The 23,240-nt window shown below is 53.6% G+C and carries 11 protein-coding genes; 3 read left to right on the forward strand and 8 right to left on the reverse strand.

Annotation, left to right across the window (positions count from 1 at the left end; genetic code table 11):
- Position 1: 1 nt before the first annotated feature.
- Positions 2–5,230 carry a PAS domain S-box protein gene (locus tag A0W33_RS13990; RefSeq protein WP_068838770.1) on the reverse strand — a complete coding sequence of 1,743 codons (5,229 nt, stop codon included), beginning with the start codon at positions 5,228–5,230 and terminating at the stop codon, positions 2–4.
- Between the two features lie 396 nt (positions 5,231–5,626).
- Between A0W33_RS13990 and miaA the strand changes: the two genes are divergently transcribed.
- Positions 5,627–6,541 (forward strand): tRNA (adenosine(37)-N6)-dimethylallyltransferase MiaA, encoded by a 915-nt coding sequence (miaA, locus tag A0W33_RS13995; protein ID WP_068838771.1) that lies wholly within the window; start codon positions 5,627–5,629, stop codon positions 6,539–6,541.
- 780 nt (positions 6,542–7,321) lie between these two features.
- Here miaA and tamL read toward each other — a convergent pair.
- The 3 genes from tamL to pfkA form a co-directional block, all read right to left on the reverse strand.
- Entirely contained in the window at positions 7,322–9,697 is a 2,376-nt protein-coding gene (gene tamL / locus A0W33_RS14000) for a translocation and assembly module lipoprotein TamL (RefSeq protein WP_229802264.1), read from the reverse strand.
- Between the two features lie 3 nt (positions 9,698–9,700).
- Positions 9,701–14,824: a translocation/assembly module TamB domain-containing protein gene (locus A0W33_RS14005; protein WP_308428493.1), complete on the reverse strand. Its 5,124-nt coding sequence runs from the start codon at positions 14,822–14,824 to the stop codon at positions 9,701–9,703.
- A gap of 183 nt (positions 14,825–15,007) precedes the next feature.
- The gene (gene pfkA / locus A0W33_RS14010) at positions 15,008–15,979 is read right to left on the reverse strand and encodes a 6-phosphofructokinase (protein ID WP_068838773.1); all 972 of its coding nucleotides are present in this window, start codon (positions 15,977–15,979) and stop codon (positions 15,008–15,010) included.
- A 294-nt stretch (positions 15,980–16,273) separates the two neighbouring features.
- Between pfkA and A0W33_RS14015 the strand changes: the two genes are divergently transcribed.
- On the forward strand, positions 16,274–16,702 hold the full coding sequence (locus A0W33_RS14015; protein ID WP_068838774.1) for a TerB family tellurite resistance protein: 429 nt from the start codon (positions 16,274–16,276) through the stop codon (positions 16,700–16,702).
- Between the two features lie 67 nt (positions 16,703–16,769).
- On the opposite strand, the gene A0W33_RS14020 is transcribed toward A0W33_RS14015, so the two are convergent.
- The 3 genes from A0W33_RS14020 to A0W33_RS14030 form a co-directional block, all read right to left on the reverse strand.
- The gene (locus tag A0W33_RS14020; protein ID WP_068838775.1) at positions 16,770–17,390 is read right to left on the reverse strand and encodes a hypothetical protein; all 621 of its coding nucleotides are present in this window, start codon (positions 17,388–17,390) and stop codon (positions 16,770–16,772) included.
- A gap of 50 nt (positions 17,391–17,440) precedes the next feature.
- Entirely contained in the window at positions 17,441–19,198 is a 1,758-nt protein-coding gene (locus A0W33_RS14025; RefSeq protein WP_068838776.1) for an SLC13 family permease, read from the reverse strand.
- A gap of 218 nt (positions 19,199–19,416) precedes the next feature.
- Positions 19,417–20,613 carry an aspartate aminotransferase family protein gene (locus A0W33_RS14030; RefSeq protein WP_068840136.1) on the reverse strand — a complete coding sequence of 399 codons (1,197 nt, stop codon included), beginning with the start codon at positions 20,611–20,613 and terminating at the stop codon, positions 19,417–19,419.
- A 334-nt stretch (positions 20,614–20,947) separates the two neighbouring features.
- Between A0W33_RS14030 and A0W33_RS14035 the strand changes: the two genes are divergently transcribed.
- Positions 20,948–22,495, forward strand: coding sequence for a sensor histidine kinase (locus A0W33_RS14035; RefSeq protein ID WP_068838777.1), 1,548 nt, complete (start codon positions 20,948–20,950; stop codon positions 22,493–22,495).
- On the opposite strand, the gene A0W33_RS14040 is transcribed toward A0W33_RS14035, so the two are convergent.
- Positions 22,492–23,223: a Dph6-related ATP pyrophosphatase gene (locus A0W33_RS14040; RefSeq protein WP_068838778.1), complete on the reverse strand. Its 732-nt coding sequence runs from the start codon at positions 23,221–23,223 to the stop codon at positions 22,492–22,494. The genes A0W33_RS14035 and A0W33_RS14040 overlap by 4 nt on opposite strands.
- Positions 23,224–23,240 lie beyond the last annotated feature (17 nt).

Genomic DNA, 23,240 nt, shown 5'->3' on the forward strand with positions numbered 1-23,240 from the left:
GCTATGTGAATATAATTTCTTTGTAAGATTTTCTATAATGTTCGTATTGATCCTGCAGCTTAGAGAAGTTTTCGGTTACGTGCTCCAGGTTGTCTTTTTTGATATCGTGTTCCAGTTGCTTGGCAAGCTCGGCCAGCGGATTAATCCCCAAGGTGAAGCCGGTGCCTTTTAGCTGATGCAATGTACTTAAAATACCTTGGTAATGTTGTAAATCGAGTTCTTTTTTGGCTTCCGCAAGCAGTCCCGCCGCCTCTTCCTCAAACTCTTCATACAGCTGCTTTGTAAAATCCTCGCCGCCTATCTCCTTCAACTGCTCCACCACTGTCAGGTCAATGATCGGGGCTGATGGGGCAGGGGCCGCTTCGACTGCGGCTGGCTGCGGCAACTCATACCAATTGTCCTGCTGCCACTTGCTGATCATGGTGTGCAGGTCGGAGCTCTTCACCGGCTTCGACACATAATCGTCCATGCCCTGGCCCATGAACTTCTCGGCGTCGTCCTTCATCGAATAAGCCGTCATGGCCACGATAGGAGGGCAGCTTGTGCCAAGCTGTTCCTTGATGTGCTTCGTTGCCGTCACGCCGTCCATCTCCGGCATCTGGATGTCCATGAAGATGATATGGTACTTTTTGGTTGTAGCGCGCTCTATGGCCTCATAGCCGTTAGAGGCCACATCCGTAATACAGCCCAGGCGCTCCAGCAGTTTAAGGGCCACCTTCTGGTTTATCTGGTTGTCATCCACCAATAGCACGTGCGGGCTGTTGTCGAGCACGGCTACCTCCTGGTTCTGCTGCAACTGGCGCTGCTGCTGCTCGGCCACCTCGGTGGTGCTGGCCTGGCGCACGAGTATGTTAAACCAGAACACACTGCCTGAGTTTGCCACCGACTCCACACCGATATCGCCACCGAGCAGGTGCGTGAGCTGCCTGGATATGGCAAGGCCCAGGCCGGTGCCGGCAAAGGTTTTGGTGGAGGAGTTGTCGAGCTGGGTAAAGTCGTTGAAGAGCAGCTGCTGGTCTTCCGGCGAAATACCGATGCCAGAGTCTTTTACCCGTACGTGCAGCCTGTAATCTACCTTGCCCAGCTTCTCGGCCTGCACATGTATGCTCACATTGCCCGCATTTGTAAACTTAATGGCGTTTGATGTCAGGTTAGACAGGATCTGGAGCAGGCGCGTTTCATCCGTCACAATATGGCGGGGCACGTCTGGCTCAATATGGTACGTAAAGCTCAGGTCTTTCTGCTGGGCACGGTTCACAAACAGCGAATGGATCTTGCCCAATGTCTCATGCAGGTCCACACCGCTTTCGTGTATTACCAGTTTGCCCGCCTGCATCTTGCTCAGGTCCAGGATGTCGTTCAGGATGGCCAGCAGCGCGTCTGATGATTTACGCAGCGTATCAATGTACTCGCCCTGCTCCGGATCCACATTTATCTGGCCCATTAAATCGATCATGCCGATGATGCCGTTCATCGGGGTGCGCAGCTCATGGCTCATGTTAGCCAGGAACTGGGTTTTCACCTTCAGCAGGTTTTCGGCCTCTTCTTTGGCGCGCAGCAGGGCTATCTGCGTGCGCTTCAATTCCGATACATCACGCGCCACCCCCTCTATGGCAATCGGCTCGCCCTGGTTGCTGAACACAATTTTAGCGTCCAGCATAACGGTTTTTTGGGAGCCATCCTTGCACAGCATCTGCACTTCAATGTCCCGAACGCTCTGCTCAGTTAGAACACGCTCGTTTATAGGTACAAGGTTATCAGGGTTCACGTAGAACTTGGCGATGCTCTGCCCCAGCACTTCCTCCTCGGTGTAGCCGAGCAACTGCGTGATGGACGGACTGACGATCTGTAGTTTGGAGTTCAGGCCAACCCGGTAGTACACGTCCTGGAACGACTCAAAGATGTTGCGGAACTTCTCTTCGTTCTCGGCAAGCGCCAGCTGTGATTTTTTCTTGTCAGTGATGTCCAGTGCAATGCCTGAGATTTCCTCAAAGCTGCCGTCGTCAAGGTAAATGGGGTTGAGGTATACTTCGCGCCACGATTCGGTATAGTCCAGGTACAGTTCGAAATGCTGAGGCTCTCCTGCAAATACCTTCTCGTACTTGTCCTCCCAGAAGTCAAAGGAGCTTTCGTGCACCGAGATCAGAGAGTCATCGCTTATGCGCGTAAACTGCTCCAGCGGCTGCCCTGTGCGGTCCTCAAAGGAGGAGGAGAAGTTACGGTTAAACGAGGTGAGCTCGTGGTTGCGGTTAAGCGACCACATGTGGTGCGAACCACTTTCGAAGATGGCGTTTAGTCGGGCGTTTTGGGTGTTAATCTGTTCCTCGTTGCGTTTGCGCTCAATAGCAAGTGCCACCTGGTTCGATATAAAGTGCAGGATCTCGATATCGGTGTGCACGTAGGCATCGGGGTTCTGGTAATCCTGCAGCGTGATGACGCCGATGATGCGGTCGCCGATGGCGAGCGGCGAGCAAAGTATAACTTCCGGCAGTGCACCAAAAATAGTCAGGTTCTCGCGCTCTGCCAGCTCCTGCAGCTCTTTTTTCTGCATGTAGAGGGGCTTGCCCGTCTCGATGATATACTCTGCAAGCCCGGTGGCAAACGGCCGCCTGATCTGCGATCGTGAAACTTTGTCGATGTACTGGTCCACCAGGTACACAAAGTGCAGGAACTTGTGGTCGTCGTTGCACAGGGCTATGTAAATGTTGCGCGTCTCGATGATCTTGCTCAGCTCCCGGTGAATGGCGGAGTACAGCGAGTTAAGGTCTTTGCTGCTGATGGCCAGGTTGGCGATGCTGTAGTATACTTTCTGCAGGCGCTCTGCCTTGATGCGGTCCGTAATGTCGTGCAGGATGGCACGCGTTGCCACTGGTTTGTTATCCTGCCAGCTGCAGGTGATACTGCCGATCAGGTGCACCGGCTTCCCTGTTTTGGTCAGAAACACCGTCTCGATCTTGTTCACATTCTCGCCCTTGTACAGGTTCCGCAGCTGGTAAATCAGCTTGGCCTTGTAGTAGGGGTGCACAATGTCGTTCAGGGTCAGCGACTCAATGTCCTCATCGGTGTAGCCGAGGCGGTCTTTCCAGGCCTTGTTCACGAAGATGAACTTGTTGTCGGCCGAGATATTCTGAATCAGGTCATGCGCATTGTCAAACAGGTCCTGGAGGCGGATCTTGTTGTCCTTGAGGGCCTCCATGGCAATGCGTTTATCTGTCATGTCCTTGCCCACGCTGGCAACCCCCTGCACCTGGCCTTCCTGGTTGTACTCAAACATGCAGTTCCAGCGGATGGTCTTCACCTGGCCTGACTTGGTGATCACGTCGCGCTCGTAGTAGGCACTGAGCTGCTTTGTTTCCACGGCGGTAAGGTAGTCCTGCAGGCGCTGCTCCCTGTCCTCTGGCGGCACAAGCACATTGTAGAAGTTTTGGCCGATCAACTCTTCTGAAGTATACTCCACGTACTCCAGGAAGTACTCGTTGGCAACCGTGACGTTGCCCTGTAAGTCGAGGCTGTAGTAGATGAGGTTTACTTTATCAAGGAAATTGCGGAACTGGCTCATGGATTCCTGCAAAATCTCCTCACGCCGTCTGGCCAGCTGGTTCATCTTACGCTGAGTGATATCGCGCTTAAATACCTGCACGTAATTCTCCCCGTCCAACAGGAGGTGGTTTATCGTCAGTTCGGCGTCGAAAAGTGTGCCGTCATTGCGCCGGTTTTTCCACTCCACCGTAATGGAGCGGCCCGTGGAGATTACCTCACGCATAATCAGGCTGGCTTTCTCGTCAGATCGCTGCCCGTCCGGCTGATACTCCGGGGAATAATCAACGGGTGACTTGCCAATCAGGTCCTCGCGCGTACACCTGAAAAACTCAATGGCCTTGTCGTTGCACTCTACTACAATGCCGTCCTTGAAGAGCAGGATCGCATCATAAGAGGCCTCAAAAAGCATTTTATACTTGTCCTGGGTGTTGGTGAGCTGCTGCTGCAACTGGTGGCGCGAGATGTAATTGCCGATGGCTGTGCCAATAAAATCCAGCAGGGCCACGGAAGACTGGTTCATGCGCGCCTCATTGCCCGGCCACAGCAGGATCAGGGCCAGTACATCTTTCTCCGTCGTGATCGGCACCACAGTGAGGGAACGGTGCAGGTGGCTCTGGAAGAACTCCTGTAAGCGCAGCAGTGCCGTGCGTTTATCGCTGCCGTACAGTTGCTCCACCAGCCTGGTATCTACCTCCAACGTCTCCTGTATCGGCGGGCCTGTCACTTCCCCCGAGGAGTAGGAGAGCATCACCTGGCCCGCGGAACGGCTGTAACCATACACGCAGCCGCCGCTTACGTCGCTTTTCTCCAGCAGCTCATCCAGTGTGTTATGCAACACATCGTGTTGGCTGTCGGCGGCTGTTAATTTTGTAATCAGTTGGTTCAGGAACTCCAGCTGGTGGTTCCGAAACCGGATGTTCTGCTCCGTGTCAATCAGCTCGTTCAGGTTCTTGATGGAGCCGTAAAGCACCTGGTCCCCCTTAAATTTCCCTTTTAACAGGGTAATCTCCACAGGCAGCAGCTCATGGTCGTGCTCGTGGAGCCACCACTCAAACTTCTGCCTGCCATCGGTAAAGGCTTGCTCCACCTGCCGCTTCAGGGCCACCCGCTCAAACAGGTTCAGCTTAAGCGAGGCAGAAATAGGCTTACCCACCAGCTCTTCTTTTCCCAGCCGCACCAGCTCCATGGCAGACCGGTTAATGTCGATCACGCTACCGCTGCAATCAAGTAGGAACATGGCTTCAGTGCCATCCTCAAACACATCGTGGTAGCTGTCGCCGTCGTAGGGCAGGAGTGCAGTGGGCTGGCCGATACCGGCGAGCTCCACGCACAGAAACGTCTCCTCCTGGAACTGCACCAAGCGGCAACTGTAGGTGCTGGTGTGGCAGCTGCCGGAGTTGGCCTGCTCAATTACGCCCGTAAGTGCCTGCTGCTGCTGTAGCTCCCCCAGCAGCGCCTCAAAGCGCTTCTCCGACATATTGAAGAGGTGCCGAAGCTGGCGCGTCTGCTGGAAATCAGATTCGGGGGAGGTATACTCTTTCGTGGGGGCATTGGCCGCCAGTACCTGACCGCCTGGCAGGGCAACCACCACGCCGTGACTGGGTTTGGCCAATTGCACCAAAACCTGCAGTAGCGCAACGGCTAATTGTGCTGTTTTATCGTCAGACGAACGTACTGGTATGTAAGGCATTTTTTTGATCTGCTAAAAGTATGGGAGCTAACCTTGTACACAAATCTAGTCACTGCTCCGCTGCAATTTTTATAAATTAAGCGATAATTTAGCAAAATAATAATTTTATGTCCCGCATGGCATGCTCCTGCCTGAGGCAGCAGAACACGTGTTACGGCATTTTCCTGCTTGGGAGTTTTAAGGTACTGATTCCATGTGGATTGTACAAGCAATGGCAGTGTCAGAAATAGCACTTTATTTCCAGTGTTTTTCTATGATGCAATTACTTAGCGCAGGGGTACTAGTATAGAACCTAATTTAGAACGAAGGGGGAACGCAGTAGCTTACAAATGTCCTGCCTTTGAAGGATACGGCTTTTGAATGGAGTCACTAAAACATGTATACTCATAATATAAGATGAAGAGGCAGAAGCATTTGGTGGTGGTGGTAGGACCTACAGCGGTAGGCAAAACCGATTTGTGCGTGCAGCTGGCAAAGCACTACAACACTGAGATCATTTCGGCCGATTCCCGCCAGTTTTTTAAGGAAATGCGCATCGGTACAGCCAAGCCAAGCCCGGCAGAGCAGCAGGGGGTAGTGCACCATTTTGTGGATTCGCACAGCATTGCCGAGGCATACAATGCCGGTGCCTTTGAGCAGGATGTACTTGCTTTGCTGGAGCGGCTTTTCGAGCGGCACGAGGTGGTGATTATGACCGGTGGCTCGGGTTTGTACGTGCGGGCGGTACTGGAGGGGATGGATGAGATGCCGGATGCAGACCCCAACGTGCGCGAGGCGCTGACAAGACAGTATGAGGAGGCGGGGCTACAGCCGCTCCTGGACAAGCTGCAGGAGCTAGACCCTCTATACTTTGCCCAGGTAGACAAAGACAACCCGCAGCGGATAATCCGGGCGGTAGAGGTGTGTGTATCCAGTGGAATGCCGTATTCTTCTTTTCGGCGCAGTGAAAAGCAGCAGCGCCCTTTCAACAGCATCCGCATTGGCCTTACCCGCGATCGTGCCGAATTGTATAGCCGCATTGATCAGCGTATGGACCAGATGCTGCAGCAGGGGCTTTTAGAGGAGGCGAAGGAACTGTACCCCTACCGCGCCCACAATGCCCTGCAAACGGTGGGCTATAAGGAGGTATTTGACTTTCTGGAGGGCAAGTATGACTGGGCCGAAGCCGTGCGCCTGCTGAAACGCAACAGCCGCCGCTATGCCAAACGCCAGTTAACGTGGTTCAACAAGAACCCGGAAGAGTATACCTGGTTTAACCCGCAACAGTGGCAGGAGATGATGGCATACATTGATGCTCAGGTTAAAGGTTGAGTAGCTGTATAAGTATAGTGGAAAGTTTTCCAAAGGAGTAGAATCATTCCCTCGCCCGTTGTGGAGGTGGGGCTTTGGGGAGCTTGCCTATACTTATTGATTTTCATTCAAACTTCTGTTTCCTCTAGCACTTACGTGGCTCAAGCGGACGCTTGTGCCACGTAAGTGCTACTGCTAATCCTCTGTACACACTACTGGCGCAAGTCTTCTAACTTGTGTCCTTTGATGGTGTCAAGTTTGTAACTCGACTGGCTTGAAAAGCCATACTTGCGTTGCGGAGGCTACACTTGTTAAAGTCATACTTCCATAGCTACTGCCTTCGCAACCTCCGCCAAGCTATACGTACTAGCTGCCGCTGACCCTACAGCTCCCAAATACCTATTGCTGCACCTCATACTTTGGGGCGCTCACGGCTGGGGAAGGGGCCCTATACGAGCGGGGCCCCGTCCTGGGGGTAGGGGCCCTCGATACGGGCATCGCGCTGTGTGCCTGAAGCTGCTCCGGGGGTAGGGGCCCTCTATTCGCTCCGCTGCGGGCTGCCCTTACGGGCACCGCAACATGCACAAGGCGCTCAACCCAAGGACTAAAATCGGTTCAAGTCGCAACAGCTTAAGCGAAACAAAAAGGTATAACTCTCCCCTTGAGGGGACTACAGGGGTATTTTACTCCTGCTGACAATTTTTCTCCTCGGAGGGGCCAGGGAGGAAGTTCCTCGTGTAATCTGTCCCATTGCCATCCCCGTGCTTACCTCAAGCGATTGCTTTTTGTATTAGCATAACACTAGAAAGGATAGCCAATAGCGATATTCAGCACCATGCTGTTTTCACCGCTGAAGCTACCGTTAAAGTTTTTGAGTGCATTCTGCTTCTCCACAGGCGGGTAAGGCAGGCGCACGGGTATGCCAACATCCAGCCGAAGTACAAAGAACTCCACATCCACCCGTAAGCCGAATCCGGTTCCTACTGCTAGCTGGTTTAAAAAGTTCTTTGGATCAAACTCGCCACCGTCACGGTTATCATCTACGGCTTGTTCCCTTTTATCAAATGTCCAGATGTTACCGGCGTCAACAAATACGGCTCCCTTAAAAAAGCCTACTATTGGGAAACGATATTCTATGTTGCCAACCAGCCGAATGTCTCCCACCTGATCAAAAAAGGAAAAGGTTGAAGTTGTATCTATATAGCTGCCAGGTCCTATGCTTCGGGCCCTGAAGGCACGGATGCTGTTTGGCCCGCCTACCGAAAACTGCTTTACATAGGGCAACGTGTTGGAGTTGCCATAGGCAAAACCGGCTCCTGTTACCAAGCGTGTCACCAGCTGGCTCTCCTTGCCAAAGTTAAAGTAGTGCCTGAAGTCGTTGTCCAGCAAAATATACTGGGAGAAACGGCTGCCTGCAATGGTACGGGGCGCATCATCGGTTGGCGGAGGGAACCCTGTTACGGACTGAAACGCGTTTAGGGAGTTGCCGGATAGGTCAAGCGTCACCTGATCAAAGAACTGGTTTGTTCTATTCTCATATACTTGGGTGCTGTAGGTCAGCTGGTAAATGGAGCCGATAATGAACTGGTTCTCAAAGCTGCGGCGCAGGAAAGGGTTGTCCACTAAATATTTTGTAAAATCAGGAGTAACGTTCGATAGCCGCACATACTGCAGGTTAATCGGCGTGACATCGATTGTGACTGTTTGCGTAGGGCGGTAGTTATAGCCGTACGTGGCGCTGTAGGAGTTCATGCTGAAAAAGCCCACCCGGTTCAGGAAGCTGAACCCTGCCCCAATGCGAGTTTGCGGGGCGAACTCTGTTCGCAGGTTCCGAATCTCAAACGGCGATAAGATGCGCGGTATGGAAAGCGATGCCTTGGCACTCAGCTCGAAGGAGGTAAGGTTAGGGTTGCCTGCTTCCTCCACACCTTCGGGAGCCTCGCCGGTGCCTCTGCCACCCACATAGTTCTCAAAGGTGCCGGAGAACTCCAGGCTTAGCAGTTCCGATCCCTTAAACGCGTTTTTATTCCGAAAGGCCAGGTTCAGACCAGGCCCCGCGAATCCATTCGATTTACTGACCATTTGGGCCTCTGCCCGCAGAGACTTTTTCAGGGCGGGGGTAAGGTAGATAAAGGCATCAAGCGCGTTATTCTTCACCGTATCCACTTCATAGTCAATGGTCACGAATTTATAAGCCGAGTAAGCAGACAGCCGCTTGTTGGTGAGTAGGTGCTCCTCGCGGGTGTATAGGCTGTCCTGCTCCAGGAAAACGCCGCGCAGCAGGTGCTTTGCCTTCACGTAGTTCTCGTTCGGGATGTAGTGGTAGCCTTTGTAGTCTATGGTGTCATTTGTGGCCAGGCTGTCGCCTAGGGAATAATTGGCGAAAATAAAGATATCGTCCATCTTGTAGGGTTGCAGCGCTTTCGCCGTAGCGGCCTTTTTGATACGAAGCAGCACGTCTACTTTCCGATCGCCTACTGTAGTGTCGGTGCTGTAGATGAGCAGCTCCGGGCTGAAAAAGTAGTAGCCCTCGTTTTTAAGGACCCCGTCAATGCGCACTCGCTCGGCCGTTAAAGTCGCCAGATCGTAAGGGTCTCCCGGCTTCAGCAACGTCTCGTCCCGCGTCTGCTCAATATCGCGTTGCACGGGCAGGGAATCGTTCAGCGTGTACTCTATCTTGCGGATGCGGTAAGGCTCGCCCACGCGTGCGGTCCAGTTTACGGTGGCCTTTTTGTTTTCGATGGTGGTCGTGCTGCCGACAGTATTGTTAAAGTAGCCTCTGTTGTGCAGGCGGCTGCTCATGATCTGGCTTACGCTGCCGGTATCCAGTTCGGAGAACAGCACGGGAGGCTCTCCGAACTTCGTCATGATCCAGTGCTTGATGCCCTTTTCTTTCTCAGTATAAAAGGCATTGTAGATGGCAAGCTTGGGGCGCAGGCCAAGTATGGAGGCGTTGGGCTCTGGCCGTACCGTCTGGCTTAGCTCTGCCTCCAGATCTGCCGATCGTTTGCTGCTGTCTTTCTCGCCTTTCACCTTCACATCATACCCCCAAAAAAGGGCTTCTCCCTCTGGTACCACTTTCGTAACGCTGCAGCCTGCAGAAAGTATGAGCAGCAATATGAGTGGCAAAATATAAATGGCTGTTTTACGCCCTGTCCCCGGTTTATCTTTCAACATAGATTATTGTTCTATTCCCTCTTCTTTGAGTTCTTGTTCCTGTTCTTTTGCTTCCTGCTTTTCCTTTCTGGTAATTCGGGCTTCTTCCAACTTGCGCTCTTCCTGCCTTCGCTGTACTTCCTCCACGCTGCGGAAAAGGTCGGAGAAGTTATCGTACTCCCGCACATAAATAAGCGACACGCCTGTTGCGCGCACGTCGCCTCCCTCCAGCACGCCTTCATACTGGTTGCGCTGAAAGCCCCGCACCCGCAGGCGCCCATCCTCAGTGAGCGAGTACTCCACCGACACATTTCCACCAAAGCCACTCATGGACTGGTTTGACTGACTTCCGCCCTCCAGGCCGATATCTGTGCCAACTCGTACCGTTAGTCTATCATTCAGGAATTGCTGTTTCAGGGCTACATTTAGGTCCGTACGCCCCTGAGCAGAGCCAGAGGAATAATCCTGGTAGGAATCAACGCCTAACTCAAGGCCCAGGCCACCGGCGTAGCGGTTGGTAAGTTGATTTAACTGATCAGTTAGCACACCACCCAAGCTATTGCGGGCCGAGGCCTCAATACCGCCGCCGGAACTAGCTAGCGGGTCAGGAGCGAGGAAGCGGTTCAGCACCAGGAGCGCAAACACCTGCTTCGCAAGGGCCGACTCATCCTGTCGCAACAAGCCCAGGCTAGATTCTATTTCACTTGTTTCACCACTCTGTTCTTCCTCGGGTAATTGTATGTCGAAGCTGATCTCAGGTGTCAGCAGTTCGCCCTCCACGTTCACCAGCACCTGGAACTCCAACTGGTTCTTCAAAGCAGCATTTTGGCCCATTGATTGAGGAGCCACCAGCGCCTCTGGGGAAGTTTCTAGCGTGTAGATAGCCGTAATGTCCATCAGGGCCTGGAGCGGATCGCCCGTCCAGTTAATGTAGCTGCCCTCTTTTATATCAAGCTCTCTGGAAGCCAGGTCGTAGAAGTCCATACTATAGCGGCCGCTGGTGATGGTGTAGCGGCCGTTCATGTTGATCTCCCCGCTCGGGCGCATGCCGATGTACAACGGATCTGCGGTTCCGCGCACCACCAGGTTATCGCCGGTGATGGGGTCAATTACAATGGTGATTTGGGTGGCGTCGGTTACGGTGATCTGCGCTTCTACATCGGCGCCTACGAAGCCCGTCACTTCTACTTCGGCAGAATCAAGCGCCGGATCGCGAATAATCCTGTCCAGCTCGGGCGACAGGTTCACGAATTCCACTATGCCTTCCCGCTCCGCCGCCCCGACCGATTCGGCCGGTATCACGGTGGTGAACTCTGAGTTGTCCAGCACACGCGCATTTACTCGCACCACCGGCAGGGCCATCGTGCCCGTTATGTCTGCGTCTGCGGCTACAAACACGGTTCCGTAGAACAGGTCGTTGTTTGCGGCGGTGGAGTTCAGTGCCAGGAACTTGTCAGTGGTTACGTCCAGGTCGAACTGGAAGTCGGTGTATGTCTCAGTTGCAATAAGCCCCTCCACCAGCAGATTGTTCCCCAAGGAGTCGGTTACAGTAAAATTAGGGAAGCGGATGCCCTGCTCGTTAAACACCAGGCGCTCGTCCTGTAAAGTAAACAGGGAGCCGAACATGGTCAGGTTAAACTGCGCCTGATCGAAGTTGAGTTCGCCGATGATGTTGGGCTCCGCCACTGTGCCCGTAATGCGGAGGTTACCGCTGGCACTGCCATCGAGTTGCTCCACCATGCCAGCGGTAAAGCCAGCAAGCGAGCCTATGTTCAGGTTAGCTATGTTGGCATCCAGGTTCAGGAGCGTGGCGTTTGGCTGCGTCTCCACAAAACCATTCACCAGCACCTGGTTGCTGTTGTCTGTTAATTTGGCGTCGATGTTGTAGCGGTTGCCGCCGGCGCTGCTGGCTTCCAGGGCCAGGTCGCCTACGGGCACGCCCTCATACATGAAATCCGTCACGGCCAAATCAGAGGTAAAAGACAGGTTATCGCCCATGATGTTGTTGACGGTGGCCTCTCCGTTTATGGTGCCCGCAATCAGGCTATCCTGATCCATAACCGTTTGCATAAGGTAGCCGATGCTCACGTTCTCAAAAACGGCGTTCAAAGGAGCGTTAGGAGACACGGGCCCTGTGCTGTTAAGCGCAATGGTCTGCCCTGCGTGCTGCAGCCTGATGTTGTTGGCATACAATAAATTGGTGTCGAACTGCAGGTAATTGTCCTGTGGCACATCCCAATCATCGCCGTTTATAACCAGTTGGTCCGGGTTGATGGAGAAGCGGTAACCAGTGCCCAGGCTGTTCAGAACGCCTCCAAACACAAGCTGCTCCGCCGTGGTGGTGTCACCGGCAATAGCCAGCTTTACCGCTAACTCATCATCCCGGGCGGCGCCCTCTATACTTATGTTCTTGGCGTTCAGGGATGGCGACAGCAGCTGCTGCAGGTTCAGCTCATACCCCAGTTGCTCCTGGTTTCCGCGTACCCGTAAGTCCAGGTTCTGCAAGGTGTAGTCGGTGTAAACGATCTTACTTATCTGCCCGTCTACCTGCAGCTGGTTTGTCTCGCCGTTGTAGGTGGCGGTGATAGGCGTGGCCGGTTGCAGCTGCTCGAGTCCCGGTACAAAGGAGGTTATCAGCCCGGTTTGCTTCAGGTCGATAGTTGCCGTAAAATCTTTCAGATTGATCGCGGCAGGGTAGGGTGGGTCCGGCTGCAGGTCGAAGTAGTAGGAGAAGTACTTCTGCATGGCCGTAGGCAGGGTCTCCAGCGAGTTTTGGAACTGCATGTTAGCATCCACAATATCAGACTGCACCAGCATTTCGGCTACCTCGCCGCTCTGCTCCAGCGTCATTGTCAGCGAGTCAACAGGGTATCTTGCGTTGTTGTGTTGCACTACCAGCTCGTTCGCCACCAGACGGCCGCTAATGGTACTGGCATCGGCACCGGTGAATTTTCCCTTTATCTGTCCCTGCACTGCCAGTGGTTCCGGGTACAGGTTAAGTGCCTGTAAATCAGCGTTCTGCAACGCCAGGGTAAAATCATAGGCAGGTTGCAGGGTGTCGCGCAAATTAAAATCGCCGGTCAGATCGAAGGCCAGGTTCTGGTCTTCGGCAGTGGCTTTAACCGAGTATAAGTTGCGGTCGATGTGGGCAGCAAGGTCAATATCGTTGTAGGAATAGCCGTTGTAGTCGAACAGTTGCACCGAGGCCTGCACGTTGGCACGCATGGTTTCAGGTGTGAGACCGGTGCCTTGGGCTTTGGCCACCAGTGCCACTTTACCAAGCCCAAGGCTGTCCACAAACAACTGCCCCAAGTCAAAGCCACCAGAACGAACGGTGGCCGTGAAGCTTTCATTCGCACCCATATCCACATCTGCCTGCACGTTTCCAAAGGAACTGCGCAGATCAGCGGTGGCATCAAAGGCGGTTAAGGTGCCCTTGTAGTTTCCTTCCATACTTAGCTGGCTGGGGAGCCGGAAGTCGGGCGGAATGGTACCGGCAGGAGTCAGGGCAAGTATGTCGGTACGGGTAGTGGCAAAGCGATCGATGTTCAGGTCGAGGTACAGGTTGTCTGGGTCCATGGCGTTGCGCACGGTGCCGCTCACATCCACATAGGTGTCTTTCAATCCTGCTAACTTCAGGTTGCTGATGCGAAGGTTGTCCAGTTGTCCTTCTGCTTCGGCTTCCAGTTTTATGGTAGAGTTGGCTATACTTCTGAACGAAGGGTTTTCAGCCATATCGGGCATAAAGTACTGCACGTCCTTCAGCCCCACGTAGCTGTTGTTGATATCGAGGTTCAGGCCGACCTGCGACGGGCTTTCCGTGATAGCCTCCAGCGAGGGGTACGTCATCTGCAGGTCGTTCTGCAGGTGGCTGTTGCCTGTTTTGAGATCAAGGTTGACGAGGCTGGCGCTGGTGGAGTCCACCACAATGTTGGCATTGAAATTCTGAATGTTGAAGCCGCTCCGTTCCTGCAGGGTCAGCTGGTTCAGGTCTACCCGGATGCGGTTCAGGCTGTAGAGAATGTCCTGTGCGTCCAGCACAATGTCGGTGAACAGCAGGTGGTCGTAGTCCATGCCCTGCGGCTGCTTTGGCGCATTAAAGTTGTCAAACGCTACATCCAGGTCCGTTACATCCATTTCGCCCAGCGTTAACACCCAGTTCATGGGCGTGCCGGAGGTCTCTTCCACCGACTTGTCCAGCGCTTCGGCTGTCCTGGCCGGGTTCACGGCCAGTGAATCAACAGGTTTATACTTCTGCTGCACATACTTCACATCCGTATTACGCAGCATAAAGCTCTTTAAGTCGATGCGGGCATCCTTCAGGTCAATTTTGTCAGCTACCACCTCCGACTCGCCCAAAGCCAGTTCAATACGCTGGTCGGCGGGGCGGCTGAGGTAGCTGACCCGGATATCCTCCAGGGCCACGCGGTTCAATCCAAAGTCCATCTCCAGCGGCTCGGTAGCGGCGGTGTCGGGTGGCGGCAGTTTCGTCTGCTCATAGTCTACCCACGTATGGGCCAGTTGAATCTCATCCACCAGGTAGCGCTGCTCGTCAAGGTTTACTTCCTCCATGGTGGTGGTCAGGTCGCCGACGCGCGTGGTGATAAAGTTGCCGCCGGCTTCGTCTTTAAAGACGACATAGACATTGTTGAGGTTGATGGTGCCGAGCTCAATCTGCATGGCCGCAGCGGAGGTGTCGGCGGGCTGTGCGGCAACAGCGGTGGTGTCGGTGGCAAAGGCCTCGGTGATAAAGTCGAAGTTGGTGGTGCTGTCTTCGCGGATGTGTAGTTTCAGGGTGGCGTTGTCGAGGTCTATCTTGCTGATGTTAAGCTTACCACTGATGAGGGAGAAAATAGCCATGTCCACGCCCAGGCGCTCGGAATACCAAAGCGTGTCCTGTGCCTGGTCCTCCACGTACACGTCCTTCAGTACAATGGTGTTGCGCCAGTCGGTGGTGAAGCCGCCAATGTCCACCTGTGTGCCAAGGGTGTCCTCCAGGTAGTTCTCTCCCTGTGTAGCCAGGTAGTTTTGCACTGCCTGAAACTGCAGTGCGATGATGATAAGTATAAGCAGCCCTACAACAATGGCAAGGGGCCAGAGTATGATTTTAAGGGCGATTTTCCCGATATGTTTGGCAGAAGCGATAATTCACAGATTTAGGTTCGTGTTCTGCTTTACGGATTTATGCGAATATGGATAGTATAATTGGTATAAGGAGGGTTTCAGTGACAACCTGACAGGGAGAGACTTGCCCATAAAGAAGCCGCCGCCGCCCGTACTTAGGTGTGGATTCCCAAGTATGGACGGCGGCGGCTACGGTAGTTCTAAGCTTTATACAGAGAGTATATCCACCAGCTTCAGGAACTGAGGGTTGATGAGCTTGTCTTTTGTAATGGTGTCGATAAACGGGGTGTACACCAGCTCTCTGTTGATGATACCGGCCATCTCGCATTTGCGTCCCTGCAGCAGCCCCTCCACACAGGCAACGCCCATCTGGCTGGCGAGCATGCGGTCGGCGGCGGTAGGGGAGCCCCCACGCTGCACGTGGCCCAGAATGGTTACGCGGGCATCCATGTGCGGCAGCTCGTGCTGCACTTTGGCCGCTATCTCGTTGGCGTTTCCGGCATCGTCGCCCTCTGCCACAATCACGATGAAGGATGTCTTGGAGCGGTTCCAGCCTGTGCGGAGCGTGTCCACTACGTACTCTATACTTGTCTCCGTTTCCGGGATCATCACAATCTCGGCGCCGCCGCCGATGGCGCACGGAATGGCAATGTAGCCCGAGTCGCGGCCCATCACCTCAATAAAGAACACACGGTCATGGCTGTCTGCCGTGTCGCGGATCTTGTCGATGGCATCAAGGGCCGTATTCACGGCGGTGTCGTAGCCAATGGTAAAGTCGGTGCCGTAAAGGTCGTTATCAATGGTGCCGGGGGCCCCCACAGTAGGAATGCCATACTCCTCGTAGAAGATGTTAGCGCCCGTAAACGTGCCGTCGCCGCCGATGGCCACCAGTCCCTCAATGCCGTGCTGCTGCAACTGCTCGTACGCCTGCTTGCGCCCCTCCGGCGTCATAAACTCTTTGCTGCGGGCGGAGCGCAGGATGGTGCCGCCTTTCTGGATGATGTTACTGGCTGAGTGCGAGTCCATCTTATAGATTTCCCCCTTCACCATTCCTTTGTAGCCGCGGTGGATGCCGTATACTTCTATCCCATGATAAATAGACGCCCTTACTACCGCCCTGATACATGCATTCATGCCTGGTGAGTCGCCGCCCGAAGTAAAAACTCCTATTCTCTTCATGGTTTATCTATGTCTTATAATGGAGGTAAATTCACAATAAAATGCTTCAGGCAGATGTTTACTCTAAGAAGCAAACGCTGAAAGCTCTGCCGAAGAAGCACGCAATTTATAACAAGAAATAAAAGCTTTCTAAATTTACGACCTAAAATATATTAAATCGTATGTTATCATATCATTACAGCTTTTACATGAGTACCTGTGGTGCAGCAGTTGCCTCTTGCTTTGGCAGCCGCTGGTTGCGCCGGCAAAGCTCAAGCGTTCAATTAAAGTAATTTAACTTATACCAGGCAACGTATGTTCGGTTTTTTTGAGAGCGAAGAAACAAAAAGATTAAAGAGCCACCTCACAAACCTGGGGGCACTGGCACGGATCGATGGGCATCTGGATCCTTCGGAGGTAAAGTATATTGTGGCCATCGGCAAAAAGAACGGCATGAAAGCCAGCGAGGTGCGCGACCTGATTGCCACCGTAAAAGACGTGAACCCGCAGCTGCCTACCAACGACTCTGAGCGCTTCGACCAGATTTACGATTTAGTGGAGATGATGCTGGCCGATGGCATTGTGGATGAGAATGAGATGGACTTCTGCATTAACATGGCTGCCAAACTTGGGTTCAAGAAGACAATTGTAGGTGTGCTGGTTCGTAAAATTTCCATGGGGGTGAAGGATGGCCAGGCCCGCGACATCATCAAGCAGGACGCACAGGCTTTCCTGAACTACTAACACAGAACAACGCCCTGGCCATAAGCCTGCTGCTACCCTACCAACCAGGCAGGCTTGTGGCTTTTGCTTATTCCGTTGTGGCTACTTTCTCAAAGCTGCCGTTCTGGTACACGTAAGTCATTACCGAATTATCAATTCCTACCGAAACGGCATCGTTCGACAATTCTAACTCCTGGTTGGTGTCATAGTTGTACAAATCTTCGCCTTCTTCGGCCGTGTACAGATAGTACAGGCTTTTCAGCGTTCCCCGTTCGTTAAAGAGAATATCCCGGCTGAGCTCCTCCAGCACAAACTCGCCGTCCTCTTTCTGCAGGGCTGCCACAATCACAAGTTCTTTTCCCAGCGCAAACTGCAGCGCCACGTCCTGGCGGGTGTCTCCGTCAAAGTCGCCGCGGGCAATGGCGGCGGTCTCATCGGAAACTTTTGCCGAGGCATCCGCAGCTATTTCCGGCTTTTCCCAGCCCGGATACTTTTCTGTGAGCTGCTCCATTACAGGCTGTGGCAAGGGAAGGGTGGGCGTGGTGGTGTTCTCGTCTGTCTTTACGTTATCTTTCGGCACGTTGGCAATGGAGTCCAGCGCGTCTGCTTGTGGGGCCACGTCCACGTATTCATCCTTCACCTCCTCGTTTTCGGGGGAGCAGGCAAACAGGCACAGGGGCAGGGCAAGCAGGTACAGTATCTTTTTCATCTTTAAAGTAGATTGCTATACTTAAAGATACTCTGATTAAGGGTGTGCTGTTACATCGGCCAAAAAACAGGTACCAGCACCAGTATCACCACCATGAGCAGCAGCGTGAGCGGGGCCCCGACTTTGATGAAGTCCAGGAACTTATACTTGCCGGGGCTGTACACCAGGATACAGGCCGGCTCAAACGGTGTCACCAGCGAAACAGAGGCCGCCAGCATGATAGCAATAGCGAAGGCGCGCGGGTCGGAGCCCAGGGCTGTTGCGGTGCGCAGCGCCACAGGCACAATTACGAGGGCGGCAGCGGCATTCGACATTGGTTGGGTTAGCAGCACCGTCAGCAGCACGAATCCAGCCAGCACGGCCATCACGCCAAATGATCCCAGCAAATCCACTATGCCGGCCGCCAGGAAGTCTGCCGCACCGGATTTCTCCATGGCCGTTCCGAACGCCGTCATGCCCCCGATCAGGACAAGCAGCTTGAAGTCTATGGCCGCATAGGCCCGCTCTGAGCTGATGCAGCGGAACAGGATGGTGCAAATTGCCGCCAGCAGAAACGCGATGGAGAGCGGCAGCAGGTTGGTGGTGCCCAGCAGTATGGCCACCAGAAAACTGCCGATCGCGATCAGGCCTTTGCGTTTTTTGAAGAGCAGTGGCTCAAACTGATCGAGCAGCGCCACGTTGCTCGAAGACCGCAGCTGCTTGAAGCGCTCGGCAGAGCCCTGCACCAGCAGCAGGTCGCCCAACTGCAGCACGATGCTGCCAATCTTGGTGCGCAGCGTTTCGCCGTAGCGCGAGATGGCAATCACCACCAGTCCGTAGCGCTGCAGAAAGTTAACCTGCTTCACCGTGTGGTTTATCAGGTTTGATTGCCGTATAATCAGCAGCTCGGCCAGCCGGATATCATCCGTTACCAGGTCCTTCTCCAATATAACATCGGCCATAATGTTGATGCCTTTCGTCTCCTTCACCTTGATCAGGTTGTCCAGGTCGCCCTCCACCAGCAGGATGTCGTCCTCCATAATGCGGGTGCGGAAGTCCGGCAGAAAGTTATCCTCTCCCCGGATAATGTTCAATACCCGGAAGTTCAGGGAAGTGAGGTCGGAGGCAAACACCAACTGGCCGGCCAGCGGCGATTCGGGGAGTACCACTATCTCGGTCAGGTACTTCTGCAGTTTATACTCCTCGGCCAGTTGCTGGTCTTCGCGGTTCGGTAACATGCGCTGCCCGATGGTCATCATGTACACCACCCCCACCAGGAAAATAACGAACCCGATACCGGAGATCTCAAACAGGCCAATGGGAGGCAGACCGGTTTTGGCGATGTACCCGCTCACAGCCACGTTGGTGGAGGTGCCGATCAGCGTGCAGGTGCCGCCAAGTATGGCGGCGTAAGCCAGCGGCATCAGCAGCTTGGAGGCGCTGATGTTAATGCGCTTGCTAAGCCCCACGAGCGGTGTCACGAACATGGCGGTAACAGTAGTGTTGTTCATGAAAGCCGATACCACCCCCGTCACGAGCATGACGGTGAACAGCATCAGGTTGGTGCTCTTGTGTGCCAATCTTACCAGCCGCAGTACCACAAAATCCAGGATGCCGGTTTCCTGCAGGGCCGCACTCAGTATAAAGATGGAGGCAATAATGATGATAAAGTCGCTGCTGAAGCCTGCGAACGCCTCTTCAGCGGTAATGATGCGGGTGCTGGTGAGGATAATAAGCATCAGCAGTGTCACGATCTCCACAGAAATTTTTTCGGTGGCGAACAGCACCACCGCGACCAACAGCAGGCCTAGCACAAGGGCAATCTCCATAAAGTTTTGATGCGTTTGCTATACTTCGGGATGAGGTACAATCTCGGCTTTTACGCACAATCGCGGTGGCGGTTGCTTTGTGAAGAGCAGGCGATACTTACCATTGGTTTTAAAGAGCAGTTATGCTTGGGGACCAGTGAAATGTATTCATGCTCATAAAAGGAAAGAGACGCAAAATATTGCGTCTCTACAAATATAAACTAAAGGGATGGCATGTATCAATCCAGTGTGGCGGTTGCCTCCTCTATAGACTGCAGAATCACGGCGCAGGCTTCTCTTATCTCTGCTTCGGTGATAACCAGTGGAGGGGCGATGCGCATGGAGTTGTCGCAGAACAGGAACCAGTCGGTGAGCACACCGTTTTTGATGGCCAGGTCGATGACGGCTTTAAGTACCGGGAAACTCTCAAATTCCGCGGCCATCATCAAACCGCAGTTGCGAATCTCCTTGATGCGTGGGTGCACGAGCAGCTCACGGAACAGAGCGGCCTTTTCCGCCACACCGGCTAGCAGCCCATCCTCCTGAATGGTTTGCAAGGTAGCCAGCGACGCAGCGCAGGAAACAGGGTGCCCGCCGAAGGTGGTGCAGTGGCCAAGTATAGGGTCGTTTTTGAAAGCACCCATGATCTCCTGCGGCGCGATGAAGGCCCCGATCGGCATGCCGCCGCCCATGCCTTTGGCGCACAGTAGAATATCCGGTTCAATGCCGAACTGCTCAAAGGCCCAGAATGTGCCGGTGCGGCCAAAGCCGCATTGGATCTCGTCGAGTATCAGCAGGGCTCCCATCTCATCGCAACGGCGGCGCAGGTGCTGCAGGTAATTGTCCTGGGCCACCCGCACGCCAGCCTCGCCCTGCACTGTCTCAATAATCACAGCGGCGGTGCGTTGTGTAATGCTTTGCAGGTCGGGCAAGTGGTTGTATCGGATGTGGCGCACGCCGGGCAGCAGCGGGCGGAAAGCATTCTTAAAACCCTCGCTGCCGTTTACCGACAGGGCGCCCTGCGTGGAGCCGTGGTAGGCGTTGCGGCAGGAAATTAGTTCGGTGCGGCCGGTGTAGCGTTTGGCCAGTTTCAGGGCGCCTTCTACCGCCTCGGTACCTGAGTTCAGAAAGTACACGTTGTCCAGGCGCTTGGGCAGTGTCTGAGTCAGGGCGTGGGCCAACTGCGCCTGCGGTGCCTGCACAAACTCCCCATACACCATCAGGTGCATGTACTTGTCCAGCTGGTTGTGGATGGCCTTGAGCACGCGCGGGTGGCGGTGACCCACATTGCTCACGCCAATGCCCGAAATCAGGTCCAGGTAGCGCTCGCCGCCTGCCCCGTACATGTAAACGCCCTCTGCTTTCTCCACCTCAATCATAAGCGGGAAATCAGAGGTCTGCGCTACGTTTTGCAGAAACAATTGCCTCATCGAAATCATGGCGCAAAGGTACGCAATTAACTACAGACGCGGGAATTAAAGCCATCGGGGTACAGCAAAAACGAACGTACCTGGCAAGCTCTTAACTTTACAGGGATTGTGCAGGTGTTAAACAAACCATGCCATTTACTTAACCGTAAGTTTATAAAGTTGTACAAATCGCAGTATTTTCGGCTGTGCTACCACTTTCGTTTGGCTTCCCTCATTTACTGCCTATATTTAGTGTTGTGACAATTATGCAGGATCATTTAAGTTTTGCTTTGGCTGACAGAGGATGCATGTAAGCATGCCTTAGTTTACAGCCGACCGGGTATAGCCAGAGAAAATCAGAATGAACGGAGAGAACACAATACTAAATTCAGCCTCAGAACTACTTTCAGAGAACACGGACCTGTACAGGCTGTTGGTGGAGGGCGTGCACGAGTATGCCATTTTCCTGATTAGCCCAACCGGCTATGTGCAGACGTGGAATGCCGGGGCCGAGAAAATCAAAGGTTATCGGCCGGAGGAGATAATCGGGCAGCATTTTTCGAAATTCTATCCTCAGGAGGCCCTCGATGACAGCTACCCGGAAAAGGAGTTGGAATGGGCAACCAGGCACGGGCGCTTTGAGGATGAGGGATGGCGTGTGAAGAAAGACGGCTCGATGTTCTGGGCTAATGTAATCCTGACCGCTATTTACAGCTCCAACAGCAAAGAACTGATCGGCTTCTCCAAGATTACCCGCGACCTGACCGACCGGAAACTGTTGGAGGACAAGCTCTCGAAGGCAATGGAGGAGTTGAAGGAGAGTGAGGAGAGTGCGCGGCTCCTGACCGAGGGGGTGAAGGATTATGCCATCTTCATGCTGACACCGGAAGGAAACATAGCGACCTGGAACCGCGGCGCTGAACACATTAAAGGCTACACGGCAGATGAGATAATCGGCCAGCATTTCTCGGTTTTTTATACGGATGAGGCACGGGAGCGAAGGTTTCCGGAGTATGAGCTCAAAATGGCCATCGAGCAGGGGCGCTTTGAGGACGAGGGCTGGCGGCTACGGAAAGACGGAACCCAGATTTGGGTAAATGTGGTGATTACCCCTGTGTATAATGCGGAGGCCAAGCACCTTGGGTTTACAAAGGTAACCCGCGACTTGTCTGAGCGCCGGAAGAACGAGGAACTGATGCACAAGAACAGGGAACTGCACAAGATCAACACCGACCTCGATAACTTTGTGTATACGGTATCGCACGACTTGAAAGCACCGATCGCCAATCTGGAGGGCCTGATCGCAATGCTGAAAATGGACCTTGGCGCCGATGCTTCCAAACATGCGGAGGTGCTGGGCCGCATCGACAATTCGGTGGTACGGCTTAACAACATTATACTTGACCTGACGGATATTTCGCGGGTGCAGAACGAAGAGAGCCCGGTGGAAAAGGTAAACCTGGAGGAACTTCTGCAGGAGGTGACAGGTAGCCTGGAAGACCTGATCGCCTCCTACCACGCCGTGATACAGCCTGACTTCTCAGGGTTCAGGTACATGAGCTATTCCAGAAAAAACCTGCGCAGCATTCTGTTTAACCTGCTCTCCAACGCCATCAAATATTCCTCGCCAGAGCGGCAGCCGATTATTCAAATCAAAACCGAGAAATTGCATGAACAGGGGCAGTACCTGCTCACGGTGGCAGACAATGGCCTTGGCATCCATATAAAACATACTTATAAAATATTTTCTATGTTCAAGCGCATGCACACGCATGTGGAGGGAACTGGCCTGGGGCTGTACCTGGTGAAGCGGATACTCGAGAACTCAGAGGATAGGGTAGAGGTGGAAAGCGAGGTAGGAAAAGGCTCTACGTTCAAGCTATACTTCCACCAAAACGAAGAGAGCTAAGCGGGCAGCAGATCGCAGAACCAGAAAGCAGTGTCAAACACGGGCTTGTCTTCCTTTTTATAGCAGTTATCGTCCGGGTCGGTCGGCGGGCCGTAGCTTTTGCGTACCTTCTCCCCCAAAGTATAGGTGATGGGGTGTTTGAAAATTGGCCCTTCGAATACGAAGGTGTGAAACTCACCGTTCTCGCCGGCGGGATCTACATTGGCTGGCAAATCCTGCAGAAAGCCCTCGTCCAGTAAGCGGCCGGCAAAGGAGGCATCCAGCAATTTTTCGTTTACGCACACCACCACCGCCTTAAAACCCTTCTGAATAAATTCGCACACCAACTCATTTGTCGGGCGGCCCCAGAGCGGGAACACCGCCTGCATGTTCAGCGGCTGCAGTTGCTGCTCGCGGTAAGTGCGCAGGTCCTCGAGGTTGATATCCCCGAAAATGGAGTGCGTGATGCCTTCCTGCTGAAGCGGGCGCATGGTCTGCGCCATCAGTTCGTTGTAGGCATTCATGCTGGCCTGCTCGGGTAAGTATACTTTCTGCAAAGGCAAGCCGATACTTTGTGCCTGTCGCTCCAATAATTCCTCCCGCACACCGTGCATGCTCACCCGCTGAGTTGTGCCACTCAGGGTGGTAAGCAGTTTTGTTACCTCATACTTGCCCTCCTGCACAACCTTGTGCAGGCACAGCGACGAGTCTTTGCCGCTGCTCCAGTTAAAGATGCTCTTGTGCGCCAATGCGTTTAAATTTAGTT

The sequence above is a fragment of the Pontibacter akesuensis genome, from assembly GCF_001611675.1.
Taxonomy (GTDB): domain Bacteria; phylum Bacteroidota; class Bacteroidia; order Cytophagales; family Hymenobacteraceae; genus Pontibacter; species Pontibacter akesuensis.

Coding starts and splice junctions, on each gene's coding strand:
- A0W33_RS13990 (WP_068838770.1), bottom strand. CDS start 5,230: ATGCCTTACATACCAGTACGTTCGTCTGACGATAAAACAGCACAATTA.
- A0W33_RS14015 (WP_068838774.1), top strand. CDS start 16,274: ATGTTCGGTTTTTTTGAGAGCGAAGAAACAAAAAGATTAAAGAGCCAC.
- A0W33_RS14025 (WP_068838776.1), bottom strand. CDS start 19,198: ATGGAGATTGCCCTTGTGCTAGGCCTGCTGTTGGTCGCGGTGGTGCTG.
- A0W33_RS14020 (WP_068838775.1), bottom strand. CDS start 17,390: ATGAAAAAGATACTGTACCTGCTTGCCCTGCCCCTGTGCCTGTTTGCC.
- tamL (WP_229802264.1), bottom strand. CDS start 9,697: ATGTTGAAAGATAAACCGGGGACAGGGCGTAAAACAGCCATTTATATT.
- A0W33_RS14035 (WP_068838777.1), top strand. CDS start 20,948: ATGAACGGAGAGAACACAATACTAAATTCAGCCTCAGAACTACTTTCA.
- miaA (WP_068838771.1), top strand. CDS start 5,627: ATGAAGAGGCAGAAGCATTTGGTGGTGGTGGTAGGACCTACAGCGGTA.
- pfkA (WP_068838773.1), bottom strand. CDS start 15,979: ATGAAGAGAATAGGAGTTTTTACTTCGGGCGGCGACTCACCAGGCATG.